At 39.6% G+C, this 19,720-nt stretch carries 18 protein-coding genes; all 18 read left to right on the forward strand.

The window, feature by feature from the left end:
* The first annotated feature begins 41 nt into the window (after positions 1-41).
* The 18 genes from ACE1AT_RS20450 to ACE1AT_RS20535 all read left to right on the forward strand — a co-directional run bounded on the left by ACE1AT_RS20450 (position 42) and on the right by ACE1AT_RS20535 (position 19,522).
* On the forward strand, positions 42-1,871 hold the full coding sequence (locus ACE1AT_RS20450) for an NAD(P)/FAD-dependent oxidoreductase (RefSeq protein WP_374871628.1): 1,830 nt from the start codon (positions 42-44) through the stop codon (positions 1,869-1,871).
* Positions 1,872-2,058: 187 nt separating this feature from the next.
* A complete protein-coding gene (locus tag ACE1AT_RS20455) occupies positions 2,059-3,426 on the forward strand; it encodes an aldehyde dehydrogenase (RefSeq protein ID WP_374871630.1) in 1,368 nt (455 codons plus the stop codon).
* A 267-nt stretch (positions 3,427-3,693) separates the two neighbouring features.
* Entirely contained in the window at positions 3,694-5,097 is a 1,404-nt protein-coding gene (locus ACE1AT_RS20460; protein ID WP_374871631.1) for a carotenoid oxygenase family protein, read from the forward strand.
* 126 nt (positions 5,098-5,223) lie between these two features.
* Complete coding sequence (locus tag ACE1AT_RS20465; protein WP_374871633.1) at positions 5,224-5,499, forward strand: Mo-dependent nitrogenase C-terminal domain-containing protein; 276 nt, start codon at positions 5,224-5,226, stop codon at positions 5,497-5,499.
* Positions 5,496-6,473, forward strand: coding sequence for a DUF1702 family protein (locus ACE1AT_RS20470; RefSeq protein WP_374871634.1), 978 nt, complete (start codon positions 5,496-5,498; stop codon positions 6,471-6,473). The genes ACE1AT_RS20465 and ACE1AT_RS20470 overlap by 4 nt, the downstream gene beginning before the upstream one ends.
* 168 nt (positions 6,474-6,641) lie before the next feature.
* Positions 6,642-7,607, forward strand: coding sequence for a DUF1702 family protein (locus ACE1AT_RS20475; protein WP_374871636.1), 966 nt, complete (start codon positions 6,642-6,644; stop codon positions 7,605-7,607).
* Positions 7,608-7,715: 108 nt separating this feature from the next.
* Entirely contained in the window at positions 7,716-9,494 is a 1,779-nt protein-coding gene (locus tag ACE1AT_RS20480) for an NAD(P)/FAD-dependent oxidoreductase (protein WP_374871638.1), read from the forward strand.
* A 117-nt stretch (positions 9,495-9,611) separates the two neighbouring features.
* Positions 9,612-10,709, forward strand: coding sequence for an NAD(P)-dependent alcohol dehydrogenase (locus ACE1AT_RS20485; protein WP_374871640.1), 1,098 nt, complete (start codon positions 9,612-9,614; stop codon positions 10,707-10,709).
* Between the two features lie 106 nt (positions 10,710-10,815).
* Complete coding sequence (locus ACE1AT_RS20490) at positions 10,816-11,340, forward strand: DUF302 domain-containing protein (protein ID WP_374871642.1); 525 nt, start codon at positions 10,816-10,818, stop codon at positions 11,338-11,340.
* Positions 11,341-11,620: 280 nt separating this feature from the next.
* Positions 11,621-12,418, forward strand: a complete 798-nt coding sequence (gene ntrB / locus ACE1AT_RS20495; protein WP_374871644.1) for a nitrate ABC transporter permease — start codon at positions 11,621-11,623, stop codon at positions 12,416-12,418.
* A gap of 98 nt (positions 12,419-12,516) precedes the next feature.
* A complete protein-coding gene (locus ACE1AT_RS20500; protein WP_374871646.1) occupies positions 12,517-13,344 on the forward strand; it encodes an ABC transporter ATP-binding protein in 828 nt (275 codons plus the stop codon).
* 171 nt (positions 13,345-13,515) lie between these two features.
* Complete coding sequence (locus ACE1AT_RS20505) at positions 13,516-14,823, forward strand: CmpA/NrtA family ABC transporter substrate-binding protein (RefSeq protein ID WP_374871648.1); 1,308 nt, start codon at positions 13,516-13,518, stop codon at positions 14,821-14,823.
* A 136-nt stretch (positions 14,824-14,959) separates the two neighbouring features.
* Positions 14,960-15,220 (forward strand): nitrate/nitrite transporter NrtS, encoded by a 261-nt coding sequence (gene nrtS / locus ACE1AT_RS20510; RefSeq protein ID WP_374871650.1) that lies wholly within the window; start codon positions 14,960-14,962, stop codon positions 15,218-15,220.
* A complete protein-coding gene (locus ACE1AT_RS20515) occupies positions 15,217-15,402 on the forward strand; it encodes a hypothetical protein (RefSeq protein ID WP_374871652.1) in 186 nt (61 codons plus the stop codon). Before nrtS ends, ACE1AT_RS20515 begins: the two co-directional genes overlap by 4 nt.
* 347 nt (positions 15,403-15,749) lie before the next feature.
* Positions 15,750-16,661, forward strand: a complete 912-nt coding sequence (accD, locus tag ACE1AT_RS20520; protein WP_374871654.1) for an acetyl-CoA carboxylase, carboxyltransferase subunit beta — start codon at positions 15,750-15,752, stop codon at positions 16,659-16,661.
* A 46-nt stretch (positions 16,662-16,707) separates the two neighbouring features.
* Complete coding sequence (locus ACE1AT_RS20525; protein WP_374871656.1) at positions 16,708-17,679, forward strand: acetyl-CoA carboxylase carboxyltransferase subunit alpha; 972 nt, start codon at positions 16,708-16,710, stop codon at positions 17,677-17,679.
* A gap of 18 nt (positions 17,680-17,697) precedes the next feature.
* Positions 17,698-18,366: a TetR/AcrR family transcriptional regulator gene (locus ACE1AT_RS20530; protein WP_374871658.1), complete on the forward strand. Its 669-nt coding sequence runs from the start codon at positions 17,698-17,700 to the stop codon at positions 18,364-18,366.
* A 136-nt stretch (positions 18,367-18,502) separates the two neighbouring features.
* Entirely contained in the window at positions 18,503-19,522 is a 1,020-nt protein-coding gene (locus ACE1AT_RS20535) for a carboxymuconolactone decarboxylase family protein (protein WP_374871660.1), read from the forward strand.
* The last annotated feature ends 198 nt before the right edge of the window (positions 19,523-19,720 follow it).

A 19,720-nucleotide genomic window follows, 5' to 3' on the forward strand; every position in this document is an offset into this window, starting at 1 on the left:
CAAGTTTTTACCCAACTAAACCTTTTATCAGAGTCAAGAAAATGACAACTAACAACACTCAATCTCAAGTCTACGATGTTGTAATTATGGGTGCTGGCATTGGAGGAGTCTGTCAGGCTCGTCACTTACTACTCAATATTCCTAACATCAAGATTGCTTTAGTTGACCCCCGTCCGGAAGAACGTACTGATAGAGATATGAAGGTTGGTGAATCAACTGTTGAAATCTCCACCCTGATGATTTGTAAGGAGTTGGGACTTTATGATTACATGATTGAAAATCACCCACCCAAGTTTGGCTTAAACTTTCACTGGGCTAAAGAAGCTGGAAAAACGGAGAATACAGAAGACTACTATCATATCTGGACTGTAAAACAACCTCCACTAGCTTCCGTACTGATCAATCGCCCAAGATTTGAACGAGACTTGCTGAAAATGAACCAGCAGATGGGGGCTGAGTTTTATAATGGTCGAGTTGTAGATGTGGATCTCACCCCTGGCGATGAACTGAATACTGTCCATGTCAAACAGGGCGATCGCTATTTGGAATTAAAAACCAAACATGTGATTGATTCTGCTGGTCGTAAGTTCCTCATTGGTCGCAAAACAGACAATTTGATTACTGGCCCAGAAAACCTCTATGGTATTAATAATGGTTCAGTATGGATGCGATTCAGAAATGTGGATCGTAGCATTTTCCACAGTGGCTATGATCCCCACGTTTGTACATGCAGCCACTACTATGCTGCAAATCACTGGATGGGTCACGGACATTGGGTATGGATGTTACCAACTGACACTCAAAATATGGAATTGTCTATTGGATTACTCTACCACCACGACATTATCTCCCCTCACAGCGTTAATACCAAAGAAAAATTCTATGCTTTCCTAGAAGCGAATCACAACGTTGTTTACCGCTTACTCAAGAGTGGAGAAGAAGTTGACTTTCATCACTGGCCAAGAATAGCGCATAAGAGTAAGCAGATGTACTCCCAAGATAACTGGTACATCATTGGTGATGCAGCTGCTATCTTCGACCCCTTCTACTCTCAGGGGTTAACGATGATGTCCTTTCAAATTGAAAGCGTCACAGAAATTATTCGTGCCAAGTTAGCAGGTGAAGCTAACGCTAAAGAAAAATGCGCCTTGTACAACAAATTTGCTTTAAACATGATCGATCGCACCAATGTTTTGGTTAGCCGTCATGAAAAGCAAATTGGTGACGCTAGTATCATGACTTGGCGCATGTACCTAGAAAATATTTGGTGGTTCAAAATGCTAATTCCTATGTTTGTAGGTAAATGGCATTTAGATTTAGATTTCCTCAAAAATGTTGTCGCTAAACCAGGTCGTTTATATGTCGTACAAATCATGAATGCGGTGTATGAACATCTTGATGAATTGGTAGAACGCAAAGCCAATATCGGATTCTTGCATACTCATATCGCCGATCAATTGCCCTTTGGTTTCACCATGAGTAATGATTTCGATAACTTCTTGCACCTGACTAAGTATGAACCTCAGCGTGCTAACATCTATGTTTCTATTCAATGGTCTCACTTCTTTGTTGCTCTCTGGTATCTCAAATTCTTGTGGAAAGCTTATGGTTTGAAAGGAGTGTTATCACCACGTAATTTGAAACACGTCTTTGCTTTGTTCAAAGCATTTGTTGAAGCTGCTTGGGATCATTTAATTTTTCGGATTAAAACCAAAAATATCCCAGGGAACAGTATCATCGCTAATATCAGAAAAGAATTCAAAAATTACCGTTCTCCAGCCAAATTAGAACCTTGGCTAGAAGAAGTAACAGAAGCACCAAATGGTAATGTTACTACTCAATCTCGTGAATTGGTGAAAGCAGAGGTTTAACAGTTAACAGTTAGAGACGCGAGAAACATCGCGTTTCTAATCTCTGTGTTCTCTGCGTCTCTGCGGTTAAATACAATTATTTTAAAACCACAGAGGACACAGAGAACGCAAAGGAAAGAGATGACAGAGAAGTTTTGACTCTGATGAGATTAGTATCAAACATAATTATTTTGAGGTGAAAAATTTTATGCTTGCACAACCTCCAGTTAGAATTAGTAACATTCTGGAACAACAAAAACAGTTCTTTCGGACTGGTAAAACCAAAAATATTGATTTTCGGATTGCACAATTGCAAAAGTTAAAGCAAGCAATAACAGAAAATCAACCTGCTATTTTTAAAGCTTTAAAGGCTGATTTAAATAAATCGGGTTTTGATGCTTACTTTGAAACAGTGGGAATTCTCAAGGAAATTGATTACGCGCTTAAGCATATTAAGAATTGGATAAAACCGCAAAAAGTCGCTACTCCTTATCATCAGTTTCCTGCTTCTTCTCACATTTATGCTGAACCTTTCGGCGTGACTTTGATCCTTGGCCCTTGGAATTATCCTTTTAACTTGGTAATGACTCCTTTAATTGGAGCGATCGCAGCTGGTAATTGTGTAGTTTTAAAACCTTCCGAAATATCTGCTCAATCTTCTGGTGTGATTGCTGAAATTATTGGTAAAACATTTGAACCTTCCTTTATTCATGTTATTGAAGGTGGTGTAGAAGTCAGTAAAGAATTATTGTCAGAAAAGTTTGATCATATTTTTTTTACTGGTGGAACTGAAGTTGGTAAAATTGTTATGTCCGCTGCTGCCAAGCATTTAACTCCGGTAATTCTAGAGCTAGGTGGTAAAAGCCCTTGCATTGTTGATGAAAATACGCACCTTGAATATACTGCTAAAAGAATTGTCTGGGGCAAATTTATCAATGCTGGTCAAACTTGCACTGCTCCTGATTATCTTTTAGTGCATAAAAATATCAAAGAAAAATTGTTAAATCGAATTGATAAATATATCAGTGAATTCTATGGTAATATTCCATCCAAAAGTCCAAATTATTCCCGAATAATTAACCAAAAACATTTTTTTCGTCTTGCTAATCTGCTAAAATATGGAAAAATTGTAGTGGGAGGAGAGACTAATCTCAAAGACCTCTACATTGCTCCCACAGTCATCGAGCAAGTTTCTTGGGAAGACAATATTATGCAGGAAGAAATTTTTGGACCTATTCTTCCTGTGCTGGAGTACACGGATTTGGATGAAGCGATCGCGATCATTAATGAAAGACCAAAACCCTTAGCTCTTTACTTCTTTTCCAATAATAAACAACATCAAACTCAGATATTGCAGGCAACTACATCAGGTGGAGTTTGTATTAATGATACAGTCATGCATTTAACTATTCCTTCTTTACCTTTTGGAGGAGTTGGTGAAAGTGGAATGGGTCGTTATCATGGCAAAGCTGGCTTTGAAAACTTTTCTTATCAAAGAAGTGTACTGAACAAATCTTTTCTGTTCGATCAAAAATGGAGATATTATCCTGCTCCTAGAGGACAAAAAAAGCGCTAATTTAATTTATCAGTTATCAGTTCTATTCCTTGGATGGAAATCTTCAAAATATTTTATGTTTTTGCGAACTGTTTACTGATTTGAAACTGAGTTATGGCTTACGTAACTGAACATATTAACTTAAGTTCGTAGTAAGGAATTTAGTCCTCAGAATAAGGACTAAAGCCCTTATTACAAATAAAAAATAAGAATTTTATGTGACAGCTAAGTAAGTCCCATGAGTAATTTTCAACAAGTTTTCATTGTTATTTACTACAGAAAACAAAAATGGTTACAACAATAATCAGTCCTTATCTTGATGGTAATTTCGCCCCAGTACAGCAGGAAATTACTGCTGATGAACTCGTTGTAATTGGTGAATTACCTCCTGATTTATCCGGGATGTTTGTCCGCAATGGCCCAAATCCTAAGTTTGCTCCTATTGGTCGTCATCAGTGGTTTGATGGTGATGGGATGTTGCATGGGGTACAAATTAATCATGGTAAAGCTTCCTATCGCAATCGTTTCGTGCAAACTAGAGCTTTGAAAATGGAAATCGAAGCAGGGCGATCGCTATGGAAAGGGCCAACGGAACCACCTAACTTTGAACTTCCTCATAATAATCTGTTTGGGCCTTTCAAAAATACTGCCAATACTGCTGTAGTTTGGCATGGTGGAAAACTTTTAGCTCTGTGGGAAGGAGCTGAACCTTACGAAATTGCAGTACCCAACTTAGAGACAGTTGGGCCATATAACTATCAAGGTAAACTTGCATCTCGCTTTACAGCTCATCCCAAAGTTGATCCGGAAACTGGAGAGATGATGTTCTATGGCTATGCTGTGACTTCGCAACCATATCTGCAATATAATGTTGTGTCACGGGAGGGAGAACTAACAAAAACTGTAACTATTGATATACCAGCACCAGTGATGATGCATGACTTCGCCATCACTGAACACTATACTATTTTTATGTATCTGCCTCTGACTTTTAGCATGGAAAGAATCATGCGAGGAGAATCAGCATACTTGTTCGAGTCAGATGTTCCCAGTCGCTTTGGTATCCTTCCCCGTCATGGAGATAACAGTAATATTCAATGGTTTGAGGCTCCTTCTTGCTATATTTTCCATACTGTTAATGCTTATGAAACTGGAGAAGAAATTGTCCTTATCGCTTGTCGGATGAGTGGGACAACATCTCTTGACATCCCAACAAAGTTTAATGATGTCCAGGATGATAAGCCACGACTTTACCGTTGGCGATTTAATCTGCGTACAGGTGCGGTTCACGAAGAACCACTGGATGATCTAGCATCAGATTTTCCTAGTCTGAATCAGCAAAGATTGGGGCGACAAAGCCGATATGCTTATACAGCAAAAATGGCATCTGGGCAAAGGATAGCATTTAGCTTTGACGGATTGCTGAAATATGATTTTAAAACCGACTCCTCACAGGTATATGAGTTGGGATCAGGTCGTTTCGGTGGAGAAGCGGTTTTTGTCCCTCGCCCCAATGCCAATACAGAGGATGATGGTTGGTTAATGAGCTTTGTTTATGATTCAACACAACAAGCTTCTGAATTACTAGTATTAAATGCTCAAGATTTAACTACTGAAGCTATAGCTCGTGTTCTCATTCCCCAGCGAGTTCCCTATGGTTTTCATGGAATTTGGATTCCACAGGAGTTTTAAACACAATATGAACTTTTGCAACTTCTCCCCATGTCGGGAGAGGTTCACCACCAGAGGTTAAAGCATATTTACCAAGCTCAATAACTTCAATAATTCAAGTCTAATGGAAGACCACTTCCCACGATCATGATGCAATTAATTGACTTACTACAGCTAGATTTATTACAGCTAATCCGACAAAAGCTAGATGCGATCAAAATTAATAATTTTAAACTCGCACAATTCTTATGCACAGTTATCCCAGCGACCTGTCCGTTTGAAAGAGACATTCAAATATTTGGTTATCTGATTACTCGCATTCCACCTTTGTGTAAGCTCAATCCTTTGTACGACCAATTTGTTGGGTTGCGGTTTCGTGCGCTCTGTTACCTTGCTCAGAATCAACCTGCTGCCACAACTTGAAATATAGTCCAACACAAAAAGCAACAATTTCAATTAGGAGAACCAAAGTGACACAAGATATCATATCCGAAACTAGAAAACTACGTGGAGTTCCCCCCTTACCTCCTGAAGCAGCCCAACGCTTGGGAAAAATACATGGTACTTATAGTCAAGGCTACCAAATAGGAACTACTACCGAAGACTTGGAAGAAATTCTGCCTAAATTAAATGCAGTTTCAGCTGACTTGCTCGGATTTGCATTAGAGGGAGTAGGTACGGGTTTAGCACAACGAGATTTACTTGCACCTACTGATCACAATCGAGTAGAAACTTTTGTCAAAGGCCCTGGGGCTGCTTATGAGAACTTTGTATATGTGGGGTTAGGTTTGATGCTGGGCAGAAAAAAGTTGCCCATCGAACCGTACTTAAAATCACTTAACCTGATCAGAAGTTGGTTAGTACTTGATGGTTATGGCTTTCAACATGGTTTCACCCATTGGCAAGATTATCTCCAAGGTCAACCGATACCAAAACCACTGACTGGCTATGCTTGTCAAGTTTTTGACCAAGGTATGGGGCGTAGTATTTGGTTTATTGATGGTACTGATGTCACTCGGATTCCCCAAACGATCGCTAATTTCCCACCAGAAAGACAAGTGAATCTGTGGGGGGGACTTGGTTATGCTTGTGCTTATGCTGGTGGTGTCGATCAGTCTACTTTGGAAGCTTTAAAAATAGCAGCAGGATCTTATGATTTAGTTTTGGCTCAAGCAGCAGCTATAGCCGCCAAGTCACGTCAACTACTTGGGAATCCATCCATCTACACAGAATTAGCTTGTCAGGTTTTTTGCAGGATGGGAGCTGAGGCTGCTGCTGAGACTATAGACAAAATATTAGAAAGTTTCTCTGCTAACACCATGACACCAGAGCAAGAAAACTGGCAACCCTACCGCATACATCTTATACATCAGAGCAGAGTTGCTTTGTTGGCTTGAAGATTGGGGATTGGGGATCGGGGATCAGGAATTATAACTTAGCAGCTAATCCATAATCCACCTGTGTTTGCTGATTTTTATCTCGTGGTCGATGTTTCATCTCTTCATTGTCAGGGTCTGTTTTGAAGATAGGTAAAAGTGAAAAAAAGTTTAAACAGGAGAATCAAAATGACACAAACAGAACAGACAGTAGAAAAAACCCAAATGGATCAAATGGATCCTTGGCTTGCTTCATTATTGAAAGCAAGAGAAGTACGCGGAATTCAAGCCCTTGACCCAGCAACAAAGCAGCGATTTGTTAAAGTGCGACGAGCTGTGTTGGGAATCAACGAGTTAGTTGCTAGTGGTGAAAAACCAGAAGCAATTTTAGCCAAGTTGGAAACAATGGAGCCTGAGTTACTTGGATTTGCGCTAGAAGGAGTAGGGATGGCGCTTGCCAAGCAGGATATGCTTACACCTAGTGAATTAAACCGGGTAGAAACTTTTGTTGCCGGCACAAGTGTAACTTACCAAATTATGGTGTTTTTAGGGGTGGGTGCGCTGCTAGCAACCGATAAATTGCCACTTGAGCCATTCATCACATCTTATTTAGAACCATTTAATCCTTTACGGGTTTGGGCGATCGCTGATGGTTATGGTTTTCAATCTGGTATGCTGCACTGGCAAGACTATCTTTATGGTCAACCAAGACCTGAATACTTCTCTGGCTATACTAGTCGCATTTTTGACCAAGGATTAGGGCGTAGTATTTGGTTAATAGATGCTGGCAATGTCACTCATATTCAAGAAACAATTGCTACTTTTTCTTCTAGCAGACAGCCCGATTTGTGGTGTGGCATTGGCTATGTATGCAGTTCGATTGGTGGCGTGCAACGTGAGACTCTAGAAGCTTTAGGAACCGCAGCCGGAGCTTATCTTCCAGCCTTAGCACAAGGAGCAGCTTGTGCTGCTAAATTCCGTAGAATGCTAGGCACACCAGCAGCCCATGTGGAATTGGCTCATACAATTCTATCTGAGCTAGTTGCTAATGCCGCAGATACTACAGACTTGATGCAAGAGAAACTACCGAATATTGGAGCAACACCAGTTCAGTCTTTGTGGCAAAACTACCGAGCTTATCTTATCTGTAACTAGTGTTGAGGTGTATGTAGTGAGCGCTAAAGCGCTCAATCAAGCACTAAAGTGCTTACTACAAAACTTGAATCAGCAATTATAAACTTTTAAGCTAACAAAAGGATAGCAATGAATACAATTGCACAACAACTTGAATATGATGAATATGATGTTGTGATTATGGGTGCAGGATATGCAGGAGTCTGTCAAGCTCGTCATTTACTGCTCAAAATCCCTGATATCCGACTTGCTATCATTGATCCCCGTTCCCAAGATCCATCTGAAGTAAACCACAGACCAGGTGAATCAACCTTGGAAGCGGCGTCTATGTTTCTCTTTAGCGAGTTGGGTCTTCATGATTATCTACTGGAAGAGCATACCCATAAAGCAGGCCTGAACTGGCATTGGCCAAAAGATGTAGACAAAACAGAATCATTGGATGACTATTACAACATCTGGGTTAACCGACAACTAACAATTCCATCTTTTCATTTGAATCGCTTGAAGTTTGATCTAGATGTGCTTGAGATGAACAAGCAGATGGGAGCGCACTTCTATAATGGTCGTGTTGTTGATGTAGAGCTAACTCCTGGAGATGAACATAATACTGTTAAGGTTAAGCTCCATGATGATTATATACAGTTAAAAGCAAAACACCTAATTGATGCAGCAGGTCGCAAGTTTATCATTGGGCGTAAAACTGATAACCTCTTATTGCATCCGAAAGAATTACCTATTAATATTAAACCAAGTTCGGGATGGGTGTTAGTCAAGAATGTAGACCGCACTATTTTTGACAACAGTGTGTATTCTACAGAGAGCTTGGAAAGTCGTTACTATGCTACCAATCATTGGATGGGCAAAGGTCACTGGTTATGGATGATTCCCGTTGACACCCAAACAAAAGAGTTATCAGTGGGACTACTTCATCATCCAGACGTAATTCCATGTGAATTGGTTAACAGCAAAGAAAAGTTTTATGCTTTTATCAAAGCTAACCATAGTGTAGTTTACAAACTCCTCCAGAGTGGTGAACACGTTGAGTTTAATTACTGGCCGAGGATTGCTCATACAAGTAAAAAGCTGTTTTCTCGTGACAATTGGTATGTCATAGGAGATGCAGCCAGCAACTTTGACGCGCTCTACAGTACTGGAACAACAATGTCTTGTATAGCGATTGAGTCTGTAACTGAGATTATTCGTGCCAAGCTGGGAAATGAAAAAGATGCTGAACAGAAACGCGAGGCTTACCATCACTTTAATCTTGCCCTTGCTCGCTTTATGAACGTTGCTGTTAGCAGTCAGGAAAAGCAAGTTGGTAACGCCAGTATCATGAGTTGGCGGCTTTATGGGAACTATATGGCATGGTTTAACACATTACTACCAATATATGTTGGTAAGTGGCACTTAGACTTACTGTTTTCTCGTCTGGCTCTAATATTTTTCAAAATTAATGGTAGTTTTTGGGTGGATACTTACAAACAGCTGAGTTATTTGGCTGAACGGGGGACAAACATTGGATTTATGGATCAGCTACGAGCCGATCAGTTAATCGGAAGTTATCATCCAGATAAATTTTTTGATAACTTTCTGGAGAATGCAAAATTAGAGCCTAGCAAACTTAATGTTTTTGCAGGACTCAGAGCCTACTGTTTCTATATAGTAATTTGGTTTACTATGTTGCAATGGAAAGGATTCGGCCCTATTGGCTTGCTTAGACCCCGCAACATTTTGCATATTGTGCGTCTGTTGTTGACAGGGGTAGTAATGGCGATCGCAGAAGTAACTCACAAACTTAAGCTGCTTGGTCAGCCCACAAATAGTACTGTTGCTAAAACACGTGAAGAGTTCAAGAGTTATCGCTATCAATCAAGGCTACAAAATTGGGTTGGTAGTAGTGAAGTTTAGAATCACTCAACTAATCTGCGTTGTTTGAAGTAATACCAGATTGGTATAGACAGGTATTGACATCAACTCAGGAGGGGATTGTTAGTTTCACACAATAGAAATTATCAAGAGTCTAAGATGAAAGTAATTGAACTCCAAAATGGATTTGGCATAGAGTCACTAAAACTCACTGAGCGTCTAATACCCAAAGTCAGTTCAGGACAGGTATTGATCAAAATGCAAGCTGCTTCACTGAACTACCGAGACTTAATCATCATAAACGGCGCTCTGGGACTGAAACACCCCTTTCCATTCATTCCCTTATCTGATGGTGTAGGAGAAGTAGTTGAAGTAGGGGAAGGTGTAACCCGCTTTAAAACAGGCGATCGCGTAGCCGGAATCTTCTTTCAAAACTGGCTATCCGGCGAACTAGGCGAGATGCACCCATCATCATCACTAGGTGGTGCATTATTATACGGTGGTGCTTTGACAGATACTTTATATGGTAGGGAACTACCCGACGCGCAGATCCAATCATTGCTTGGCAATGTGTTAGATGGCGTACTAGCAGAGTACATCGTATTACCTGAGTATGGAATTGTACATGTACCCGAACATCTCACCAGCGAAGAAGCTGCTACACTTCCCTGTGCGGCTGTCACTTCTTGGAACGCAGTTGTCACCTCTGGCGGTGTCAAAGCTGGTGACACAGTTCTGGTACAGGGAACAGGAGGTGCATCTCTGTTTGCTCTCCAATTTGCTCAACTCTCAGGTGCGCGTGTGATTGCAACCTCAAGCAGTGATGAGAAGATAGAAAAATTACATCAATTAGGTGTTTTAGATACAATTAACTATAAAAAAACACCAGATTGGGGCAACCGAGTACAAGAAATCACTGGAGGAGTTGGTGTTGACCTGGTTGTAGAAGTTGGTGGGCCTAGTACTATCAACGAGTCACTACGTGCTGTTCGCTACGGCGGTAAAATTAGCTTTTTTGGTTCTTTGACTGGCGGTGATGGTGTCGTCAACACAGGCGCAATATTTTTGAAAAGTTTGCAATTGCAAGGAATTTATGTCGGTTCACGGGAAATGTTTGAGGAAATGAACCGCGCGATCGCCTTGCATAAAATGCGACCGATAGTTGATCGCGTCTTTGCTTTTGAGGAAATAGGTGAAGCCTTGGCATATGAAGCAAGTGGCGCGCACTTCGGTAAAATTTGTATCCGTTTTGAATAGGAGGATTTGAAACACACTGCAAAAATGCTCGATTTTTTTCACTGCAAGTATGCAACTTGCTCAACTCAATTGAAAACACTCTAGTTGAACAATTTAGGAGAAATGTATGGAAGCCGTTGATGTAAAAATTACAGACGAGCGTGTGCAAACCCTTAATTACACAGTCACACGGGTAGTTGTGTCTTCAGACAAGCCATTTAATGAAGTAATCAATGCGATCGAGTCTATAGTTGGCGATGGTAAATATAGCGTATTTGAAGAACTTGTTGCAGCAAAAGCTCCCTTTGAAGAAGTCAAAGCTGTGCTGGAATCAATGTTAGGTCCAAGCGGTTTCATGAAAATGGCCATGTTTGATTTGGGTGCGCTTTTATCATTGATGGGTAAACCCAAGAATGTCAAACTTTATCTGCTAGGTAATCCCCTGATTGCAAACCAAATGATTGAACAAAATCCTGCGGTTGGTCTTTACGTACCACCAAGATTGCTTGTGTATGACGATTATGATGGCAAGACTTATATTGCTTATGACAAGCCATCATCAATGTTGTCTCAATTCGACAACGGATTTATCTTGAAAGTTTCTCAAATGCTTGATCAACGCTTCCAAGAAGCAGCTGTTGGTATTGCTTAAAATTTGGATTACTAAATCTTTGATTTGAAAGCTGTCAGACCACTCAAACCTCAATCTCTACTCCGATATTTGTAAGCGATCGCCATAGCCACAAGCTATCTAAATTAGGTTGAAGGAGATAGCGATCGCTTTTCTCAAATTAAAAAATATCTGTCAGACTGACTCACAATTTTTTTGCATTTCATCATTTCTGTGTGTTCTCTGCGTTGTGATGTGGCTTCTTGGTTAAAGAATGAACTTATCTCGATTAATCTTTTATTAAATGAGAGGATAAATCCCAATGTTTATAAACACCAAACACTTACTTTCTTCCAGGCAGATTCAATCAATTATTGCACCTACTTTTGGTATAGCAGCCCTGTTAATTGTATGGCATCTACTTAGCCTTAATCCTCAAACATCATTGCCTTCGCCATTTCAAGTGACAACTGATACTTGGGGTTTAATTATAGATCCATTTTTTAACAAAAGAGGCAATAACAAAGGATTTTTCTGGCTGATTCTTGCTAGTCTTGAACGAGTTACTTTTGGTTATTCCCTAGCTGCAATCGTAGGTATTTCTATTGGTTTTCTCATTAGCCTCAATAAATTTATCAAAGAAGCAATTGACCCAATTATTCAACTATTGCGTCCAGTTGCACCTCTAGCTTGGCTACCTCTTGCTCAAGCTATTTTTCTCAAGCCAGATCCTTCAGCTATCTTTGTAATTTTTATTACGGCGATTTGGCCTATTATTCTTAATACTGCCTTGGGTGTACAGCTTATTCCCAGAGATTACACCAATGTCTCCAAAATTTTAGGACTTACAGTTTTTGAGAATTTTTTCAAAATTCTATTACCTGCCACACTTCCCTATATTTTTACAGGATTAAGGATTGCACTTGGTCTATCTTGGCTAGCTGTGGTTGCAGCTGAGATGCTGCTGGCTTATGACGGAATAGGCTTTTTCATCATAGATGCTTACAACAACTCAAACATTAGTGAGATTATCTTGGCAATTATTTACTTAGGTGGAGTTGGTTTGCTTCTAGACAAAATAATGGCTTATCTATCGTTCAAATTAACTCCACAAGAGTAAGGTATAAGCTTTTTAATTTCTCTATTGGACAGATAAGCGCAACATTAACTCTATTGCAAAGAAGAACTTTCAAAATAGAAAATTAAGGAGAATAAACAATGTCTAGTTTTGTTGAAATTAGAGGGATAGAAAAGGAATTTAAACTATCCGACGGTAGCAAAAATCCTGTCCTCAAAAACATAAATTTGAATATCAGACCAGGAGAATTTGTTTCCTTGATTGGTCATTCAGGTTGTGGCAAATCTACCTTACTCAATATTGTGGCTGGATTGGATAAACCAACACAAGGCTATGTACAAGTTGATGGTCAACTTGTACGTAAACCCGGTTCGGATCGAATGATGGTGTTTCAAAACTATTCCCTCTTACCTTGGTTAACGACTTGGGATAATGTAGCCTTAGCTGTGAATAAAGTAATGCGCCACAAATCCAAGAAAGAACGCCATCAGTTAATTGCCCATACCTTGGAAATGGTGGGACTGAAAGATGCCATTCACAAGAAACCAACACAACTTTCTGGGGGGATGAAGCAACGAGTGGCGCTGGCGCGTGCCTTAGCGATTAAGCCAAAGCTGCTATTATTGGATGAGCCATTTGGAGCCTTGGATGCACTCACCCGTAGTAATCTGCAAGCTGAATTGATGTATATCTGCAATACAAATAATATCACTGCCATGATGGTTACTCATGATGTAGATGAGGCGCTATTGCTTTCTAATCACGTCGTGATGTTGAAAAATGGCCCTGGTGCTACTATCGAGCAAACTTTAAAAGTGCCATTTCCCTATCCTCGATACCGAACAGAGATTATGGATAGCACTAAATATCACGAACTCCGCCATGAACTTATGCAATTCCTGCATCAACAACAGCAAGTCAAGTATATAAAAAGCGAAATTGTCAAAATTTTACCCGACCCAGTTTAATTCCCCCTTCACACAGACTTCGATGGGTAAACTAATTTAAACGCTCATCCTTTCACTTTTCCTTCTCTACATTTTCTGCGGTTTGTTTTGTTTAATTCATCAAAGTCTCTTTGAGAAACAAACTATAGATGTATTGCAGTTATTTTAATCACTTTCAAGAGGTGAATTGATATGACGAAGTTTTCCAGACGCAAATTTTTAGTAACAACAAGTGCAGCCGCTATGCTGACTCAAGCCATAAGCCATCGTTCTACCTCTGGCTCCACTACCAGTCAGTTGAATTCAGGTATATATGCTGGCTACAGCGATACTATTGAAGTAACAAAAGCTACACTAGGCTTTATTCCTGTAACCAGTTGTTCTCCTTTAATCATTGCTAAAGCAAAAGGCTTTTTTGCTAAGTATGGTATGCCTCATGTCCAGGTTCTCAAGCAGCCTTCTTGGGCGGTGATGCGTGACAAACTGATGTTAGGTTCAGGTGACGGTGGCTTGGATGGCGCTCATCTGCTCTTTCCGATGGCATATCTGATTGCGACGGGAGAGATTAGCTATGGTCGTAAAATCCCCATGTATATCTTGGCTCGCCTAAATCTGAATGGGCAGGGAATTTCACTGGCCAATACCTATAAAAATTTAAACCTGGGTTTAGACGGCTTTGCCCTGAAATCAGTTTTGGCTCAGAAAGCTTTACATGGAGAAATTTCCCGCTTTGCTATTCCCTATCGACGGGTAACAGGGGATTTTTTCATGCGCTGGTGGCTAGCTTATGCTGGTATCGACCCAGAACGAGATGCATCCCTGACTGTAGTACCACCACCGCAAATGGTTGCTAATATGCGGGGTGGTACGATGGAAGGCTTTTGTGTGGTCGATCCCTGGCATCATCGTTTAATTAAGAAGAAGCTTGGATACTCAGCTGTAACCAGTGGCGAGTTGTGGAACAATCACCCTGAAAAAGCACTCGCGGTGCGTGGTGATTGGGTAGATAAGCATCCCAAAGCGGCTAAAGCACTTCTAGCAGCAGTCTTAGAAGCTCAAATGTGGTGTGACAAGGCAGAAAATAAGGAGGAGATGTTTGGGATTCTGTTACAGCGACAGTGGATGGGAATAACAAGTGATTTACTGCGCGATCGCTTGTTAGGTAAATTTGATTATGGGAACGGGCGTGTGGTAGAAAACAGTCCTCATGCAATTAAATTCTGGCGTAATAATGCTTCTTATCCTTACAAAAGTCATGACTTGTGGTTCTTGATTGAAGATATGCGCTGGGGGTATCGCTCACCAGAATTTGAAACTAAACCTTTAATCGAGGCTGTAAATCGAGAGGATTTGTGGCGAGAAGCAGCAAAATTCATCGGTCAGGAGAAAATGATTCCACCGAGTACATCACGAGGTGTGGAGAAATTTTTTAATGGCTTGGAATTTGATCCTGAAAATCCTCAAGCTTATTTAAAGGCTCCTATCATCAGAAAAGTTTGATGATTTACAACCCAACATTATTTAAAAGGGAACAAGAAACAAAAAACATCAAATCTACTGATTTTTTTTTCAAAAGTCAAATAGGAATCCAATATCTTTTATAGCTGCTAATTACTACTTTAAGGAAAATTACCAAATGAGCCATAGGAACTTTGTAGGAGGATATTTATCCAGTTTATTTGATCGCCAATTGATGCCAACTGCCTTTAAAGTAGCGCTATTTATAGGATCTCTCCTATTCACGATTAATCATGGCTGGGCATTGTTAACTAGTCAGATGACATCTGAACGTTGGATCTCTGGAAGTTTGACTTACATTGTTCCTTATATGGTCAGTATTCATGGTCAATACATTGGTAGAAAAGGACGTATTACAAAAAATAGGACGCAGCAATGAATATAAACAATTTACATGACAAAAATATTAAAAAATGGTGTCAAGAAAATGGTTGGACAAATTTGTTTACCCAAGGAGGACAATTATATGCTTTTCCTCCTGGTGCAGTGATTCCTTTACCCTTACCAATTGTTAATATTGAACCGACAAAAATATTCGAGAAAGAAAGACTCGAATATTGAAAATATTAATATTGGTATATTTACCAATATTAATTTTGTTTATGTTTAATTTATTTAGTAGAGTTCCATTCGGAATGTTAATAATAGGACTAATGATTATGAATATATCAATCATGTTTATTCGGATTTTATGGATATGGTTCAGTTTCCTTCAACTTTGGTTCAATAGCCACTAACGACAATGCTAATTGACGAATTATGGAGTTGGTTGTGCTTTTATAAAGAATAAAAATTTTATTCGGGGATTTTGTTGTCAAACAATTTACAATTTTATATTTGTAATCTTGGATTAATCAATCCAATATCTAAAATTGGCATGATCGAAAACAAAGGATTTGGAGGTTTTAATGTCACTGTTGGATTGGTTTGAAAATCGAAGGAAATCTGACTCTCTAATTTGGGAACGCCAAGAGCGTGATATTTCTGATGGTTTATGGAGTAAATGTAGTGCTTGTGAAATTTTAGTTTATACCAAAGAATCACGAGCTAATCATATGGTTTGTCAAGAGTGTGGACATCATGAGCAGGTATATAGTGATGAGCGCATTCTACAATTGATTGATGCCAAAACCTGGATACCCTTGGATGAGGAACTATACCCATCTGATCCACTACAGTTTCATGATCGTAAAGCCTACAGTGCTCGTCTGGTGGAAACCCAAAAAAAGACTGGTTTAGTGGATGCTGTGCAAACTGGTTTTGGTCAAATTGAAGGTTTACCAGTCGCTCTTGGTGTCATGGACTTCCGATTCATGGGTGGTAGCATGGGTTCCGTAGTTGGAGAAAAACTTACCCGTCTGATTGAAAGAGCAACCTCTAAGCAATACCCTGTAATTATTGTCTGCACCTCTGGTGGGGCGAGGATGCAAGAAGGAATGTTAAGCCTGATGCAGATGGCCAAAATTTCAGGTGCTTTGGAATATCATCGCGCAGCTGGTCTACTTTACATTCCCATTCTGACTCATCCAACTACAGGTGGTGTCACAGCCAGTTTTGCCATGTTGGGTGACATCATTATTGCAGAACCAAAGGCAACGATAGGCTTTGCTGGTCGTCGAGTCATTGAACAAACACTGCGGGAGAAGCTACCTAAAGATTTTCAGACTGCTGAGGATCTTTTACATCATGGTTTTGTTGATCTCATCATCCCTCGCACCGAACTTAAGAAGAATCTAGCGCAGTTGATTTCTTTACATCAGCCTTTTTCAATTACACATTCTATGGTGCAGTGGGAAGCAATGGCTTTAAGCTCCACATAATCCCAAGTAAAGCAGAACATACCATATATTAAATTAATGGCAAACTATGGTAACTACTGAACGGAAACCACTACTTTTAGACTTTGAAAAGCCTTTAGTTGAATTGGAGTCGCGAATCGACAAAATTCGTGAACTTGCAAAAGAAAATGGTGTAGATATTGGCGAGCAAATTAGCCAATTAGAAGCACAGGCTATGCAACTACGTCAAGGAATTTTCAGTAGTCTTTCACCGTCCCAAAAATTGCAAATGGCTCGACATCCGCGCCGTCCTAGTACTCTTGATTACATTAAAGCAATTAGTGATACATGGGTAGAACTACATGGCGATCGCGGTGGTTCGGATGATCCAGCTTTAGTTGGAGGTATAGCAAAGCTAGCTGGAAGACCTGTAGTCATGCTAGGACACCAAAAGGGTCGAGATACAAAAGATAATGTTGCTCGTAATTTTGGTATGGCTGCACCGGGGGGCTATCGTAAGGCCATGCGATTGATGGAACACGCTAATCGCTTCGGAATGCCAATTTTAACTTTTATTGATACGCCAGGTGCTTGGGCTGGTGTGCAAGCAGAACATCAAGGTCAAGGGGAAGCGATCGCATACAATTTGCGGGAAATGTTTAGATTAGATGTTCCGATTATCTGCACAGTGATTGGGGAGGGGGGTTCTGGTGGTGCATTGGGTATTGGTGTTGGCGATCGCTTATTGATGTTTGAACATGCAGTTTACACAGTTGCCACCCCTGAAGCTTGTGCTGCGATTCTTTGGAAAGATGTAAGCAAAGCACCCCAAGCCGCAGTTGCTCTGAAAATTACTGCACAAGACCTGAAAAGTTTAGGAATTCTCAACCAAATTTTGCCAGAGCCTCCTAGTGGCGCTCACTGTGATCCCATTGCAGCAGCGACAATTCTCAAGCAGGGATTGTTGCAAAATTTAGAGGAATTAACTCAAATGACTAGTCAACAGCGTCGCCAAATGCGTTATCAGAAATTCCGCCAAATTGGTGTTTGGAATATGTAAACATTGCGAGCGCAAAAAATGAAAAATAAGAGTGAACAAACAAACAACAATAGGATAGATCGTTGTTTTTCAACCAATAAGGTTGATGCTATTCTTGCTGGTGCAATGCAAGAGTTTTTAGCACAAGGCTATAGTGGCACAACGATGGATAAGGTGACAGCAGCAGCAGGTGTATCCAAAACAACAGTTTATAGCTACTTTCAAGATAAAGAAAGTTTATTCACTGCATTGATTGAACGACTGGTACAGACAAATTATCGAGCAGTGTTGAGTTCTCAAGTACCGAATTTTTTCCAAGGAGAACCTCGTATTGTTCTACAATACTTAGCAAAAAATATTGTAGAGCGTATGAATTATGAACAGCAATTGATAAATTTATTTAGATTAATTATTGGTGAATCTGGACGTTTCCCATTACTAGCACAAGTTTTTGTTGACAACGTAGATAAACCTGCTTTGGAAATTCTGACTCAATATTTTGTAAATCATCCAGAACTTCAAATACCTGATCCAGAGGCAACTGCACATATTTTCCTTGGTACTTTAGTATACTTTACTATTGTTCAAAATATGTTACATGTACAAAAAAAATTACCTATGAATTATGAGCGTTTAATTAACAGCTTGGTTGATTTAATAATTTTTAATAAAACTTCCAATACTATAGCAATTATGAATGAGTTATAAACAAATTTATTACCTCTTATCTCTTCCCTATTCTCCTCTTCAAAAATAAGCTTATGAATTCAATAAGCTTACTATAATTGTTTTTAATAATCATATAAACTTTACTTATGATTTATTGATATAGGAACATAAATTAATGAAATACCTTAGACCAATTAAGCCAAATAAATATACTCACAAAGATGATTTGTTAAATAAAACCTATGCTCAAATTCAGCAAGAAGCACTGCCAATTTCTACCTTTACCATGCATTCTGTTTCTCCGAAATTATTTGCAGGTAACTGGTCTTTATTTCGTGAGGTTTTTTTAGTAGATAATCAAGTCAGTCGCGAAGTTAAAGAAGCAATAAATCTTGCCGTCTCTAAACTGAACACTTGTCCTTATTGTGTTGATGCTCATAGTATCATGTTATCAGGTCTAAAACATGAGATAATTGCAATTGCAATTGTTAATAATGATCTCAATACCATTGCAGATCCTAAATTCATAAGCATCGTTGAATGGGCATTATCTTCTAATCAACCGAACCATCCACTTCAGTTAAATCCACCCTTTAACAATGTAGAAGCACCAGAAATTATTGGTGCAGCCTTGAATTTTCATTATACTAATCGGTTGGTAAATATTTTTCTTAATAAAGCATTTATTCCACTGCCATTTGGAAAGGGAATTGCTAACTGGGTAGTTCGTAAAGTCATGATCAAAACTGGACTAGTGGGTAGCTCAAGAAATGCTGGTAAATCTTTAGTATTACTACCAGAGGCCAACCTTCCTGATGATTTTAAATGGGCAGCATCAAACCCATTTATCGCCCAAGCTTTATCGAGGTATGCAGCTGTCGTAGAGGAAAGCATTTGCAAGTTTGTCTCGCCAGATGTTCGGAATTTTGTTGAGCAAAACATTAGTAAGTGGGATGGACAAAACAAAGGAATTAGTAGACAGTGGGTTGAGACTTTAACAAATGAATTAGATTTGCAATCGAAAGCGATCGCAAAACTAGCGCTACTGACAGCTTTTAGTTCGTTTCAGGTGGATAAAACAGTGATTGATGAGTTCAAGACTTATTTCTCATTAGATGAGGAATTACTAGCTGTTGTGGTGTGGGCAAGTTTCTACACTGCACGCGTGATCGCAAGCTGGACAAGTGTACATTAGAACCCACATTCCGCCCCCTTAACTGTCACAATCGGTTATTACGGAAGTAAATTTATGACTGGAGTTTAGACTAAAAGCGATATGAGAGAACGCAAACCAAATGGAATTAGAGGTTAAAAATATTCTCAAGTCAGCCTCAAAGCATCCGCGGCCTTGAACAATTATTGTGTAGTATGCTTGTTGAGAAAAAATACAATA

Source organism: Pelatocladus sp. BLCC-F211, assembly GCF_041928655.1.
Classification (GTDB): Bacteria; Cyanobacteriota; Cyanobacteriia; order Cyanobacteriales; family Nostocaceae; genus Pelatocladus.

Excerpts from the sequence above, each read along its gene's own strand:
- ACE1AT_RS20450 (WP_374871628.1), top strand. The coding sequence starts at position 42 with ATGACAACTAACAACACTCAATCTCAAGTCTACGATGTTGTAATTATG.
- ACE1AT_RS20455 (WP_374871630.1), top strand. The coding sequence starts at position 2,059 with ATGCTTGCACAACCTCCAGTTAGAATTAGTAACATTCTGGAACAACAA.
- ACE1AT_RS20460 (WP_374871631.1), top strand. The coding sequence starts at position 3,694 with ATGGTTACAACAATAATCAGTCCTTATCTTGATGGTAATTTCGCCCCA.
- ACE1AT_RS20465 (WP_374871633.1), top strand. The coding sequence starts at position 5,224 with ATGATGCAATTAATTGACTTACTACAGCTAGATTTATTACAGCTAATC.
- ACE1AT_RS20475 (WP_374871636.1), top strand. The coding sequence starts at position 6,642 with ATGACACAAACAGAACAGACAGTAGAAAAAACCCAAATGGATCAAATG.
- ACE1AT_RS20480 (WP_374871638.1), top strand. The coding sequence starts at position 7,716 with ATGAATACAATTGCACAACAACTTGAATATGATGAATATGATGTTGTG.
- ACE1AT_RS20485 (WP_374871640.1), top strand. The coding sequence starts at position 9,612 with ATGAAAGTAATTGAACTCCAAAATGGATTTGGCATAGAGTCACTAAAA.
- ACE1AT_RS20490 (WP_374871642.1), top strand. The coding sequence starts at position 10,816 with ATGGAAGCCGTTGATGTAAAAATTACAGACGAGCGTGTGCAAACCCTT.
- ntrB (WP_374871644.1), top strand. The coding sequence starts at position 11,621 with ATGTTTATAAACACCAAACACTTACTTTCTTCCAGGCAGATTCAATCA.
- ACE1AT_RS20500 (WP_374871646.1), top strand. The coding sequence starts at position 12,517 with ATGTCTAGTTTTGTTGAAATTAGAGGGATAGAAAAGGAATTTAAACTA.
- ACE1AT_RS20505 (WP_374871648.1), top strand. The coding sequence starts at position 13,516 with ATGACGAAGTTTTCCAGACGCAAATTTTTAGTAACAACAAGTGCAGCC.
- nrtS (WP_374871650.1), top strand. The coding sequence starts at position 14,960 with ATGAGCCATAGGAACTTTGTAGGAGGATATTTATCCAGTTTATTTGAT.
- ACE1AT_RS20515 (WP_374871652.1), top strand. The coding sequence starts at position 15,217 with ATGAATATAAACAATTTACATGACAAAAATATTAAAAAATGGTGTCAA.
- accD (WP_374871654.1), top strand. The coding sequence starts at position 15,750 with ATGTCACTGTTGGATTGGTTTGAAAATCGAAGGAAATCTGACTCTCTA.
- ACE1AT_RS20525 (WP_374871656.1), top strand. The coding sequence starts at position 16,708 with ATGGTAACTACTGAACGGAAACCACTACTTTTAGACTTTGAAAAGCCT.
- ACE1AT_RS20530 (WP_374871658.1), top strand. The coding sequence starts at position 17,698 with ATGAAAAATAAGAGTGAACAAACAAACAACAATAGGATAGATCGTTGT.
- ACE1AT_RS20535 (WP_374871660.1), top strand. The coding sequence starts at position 18,503 with ATGAAATACCTTAGACCAATTAAGCCAAATAAATATACTCACAAAGAT.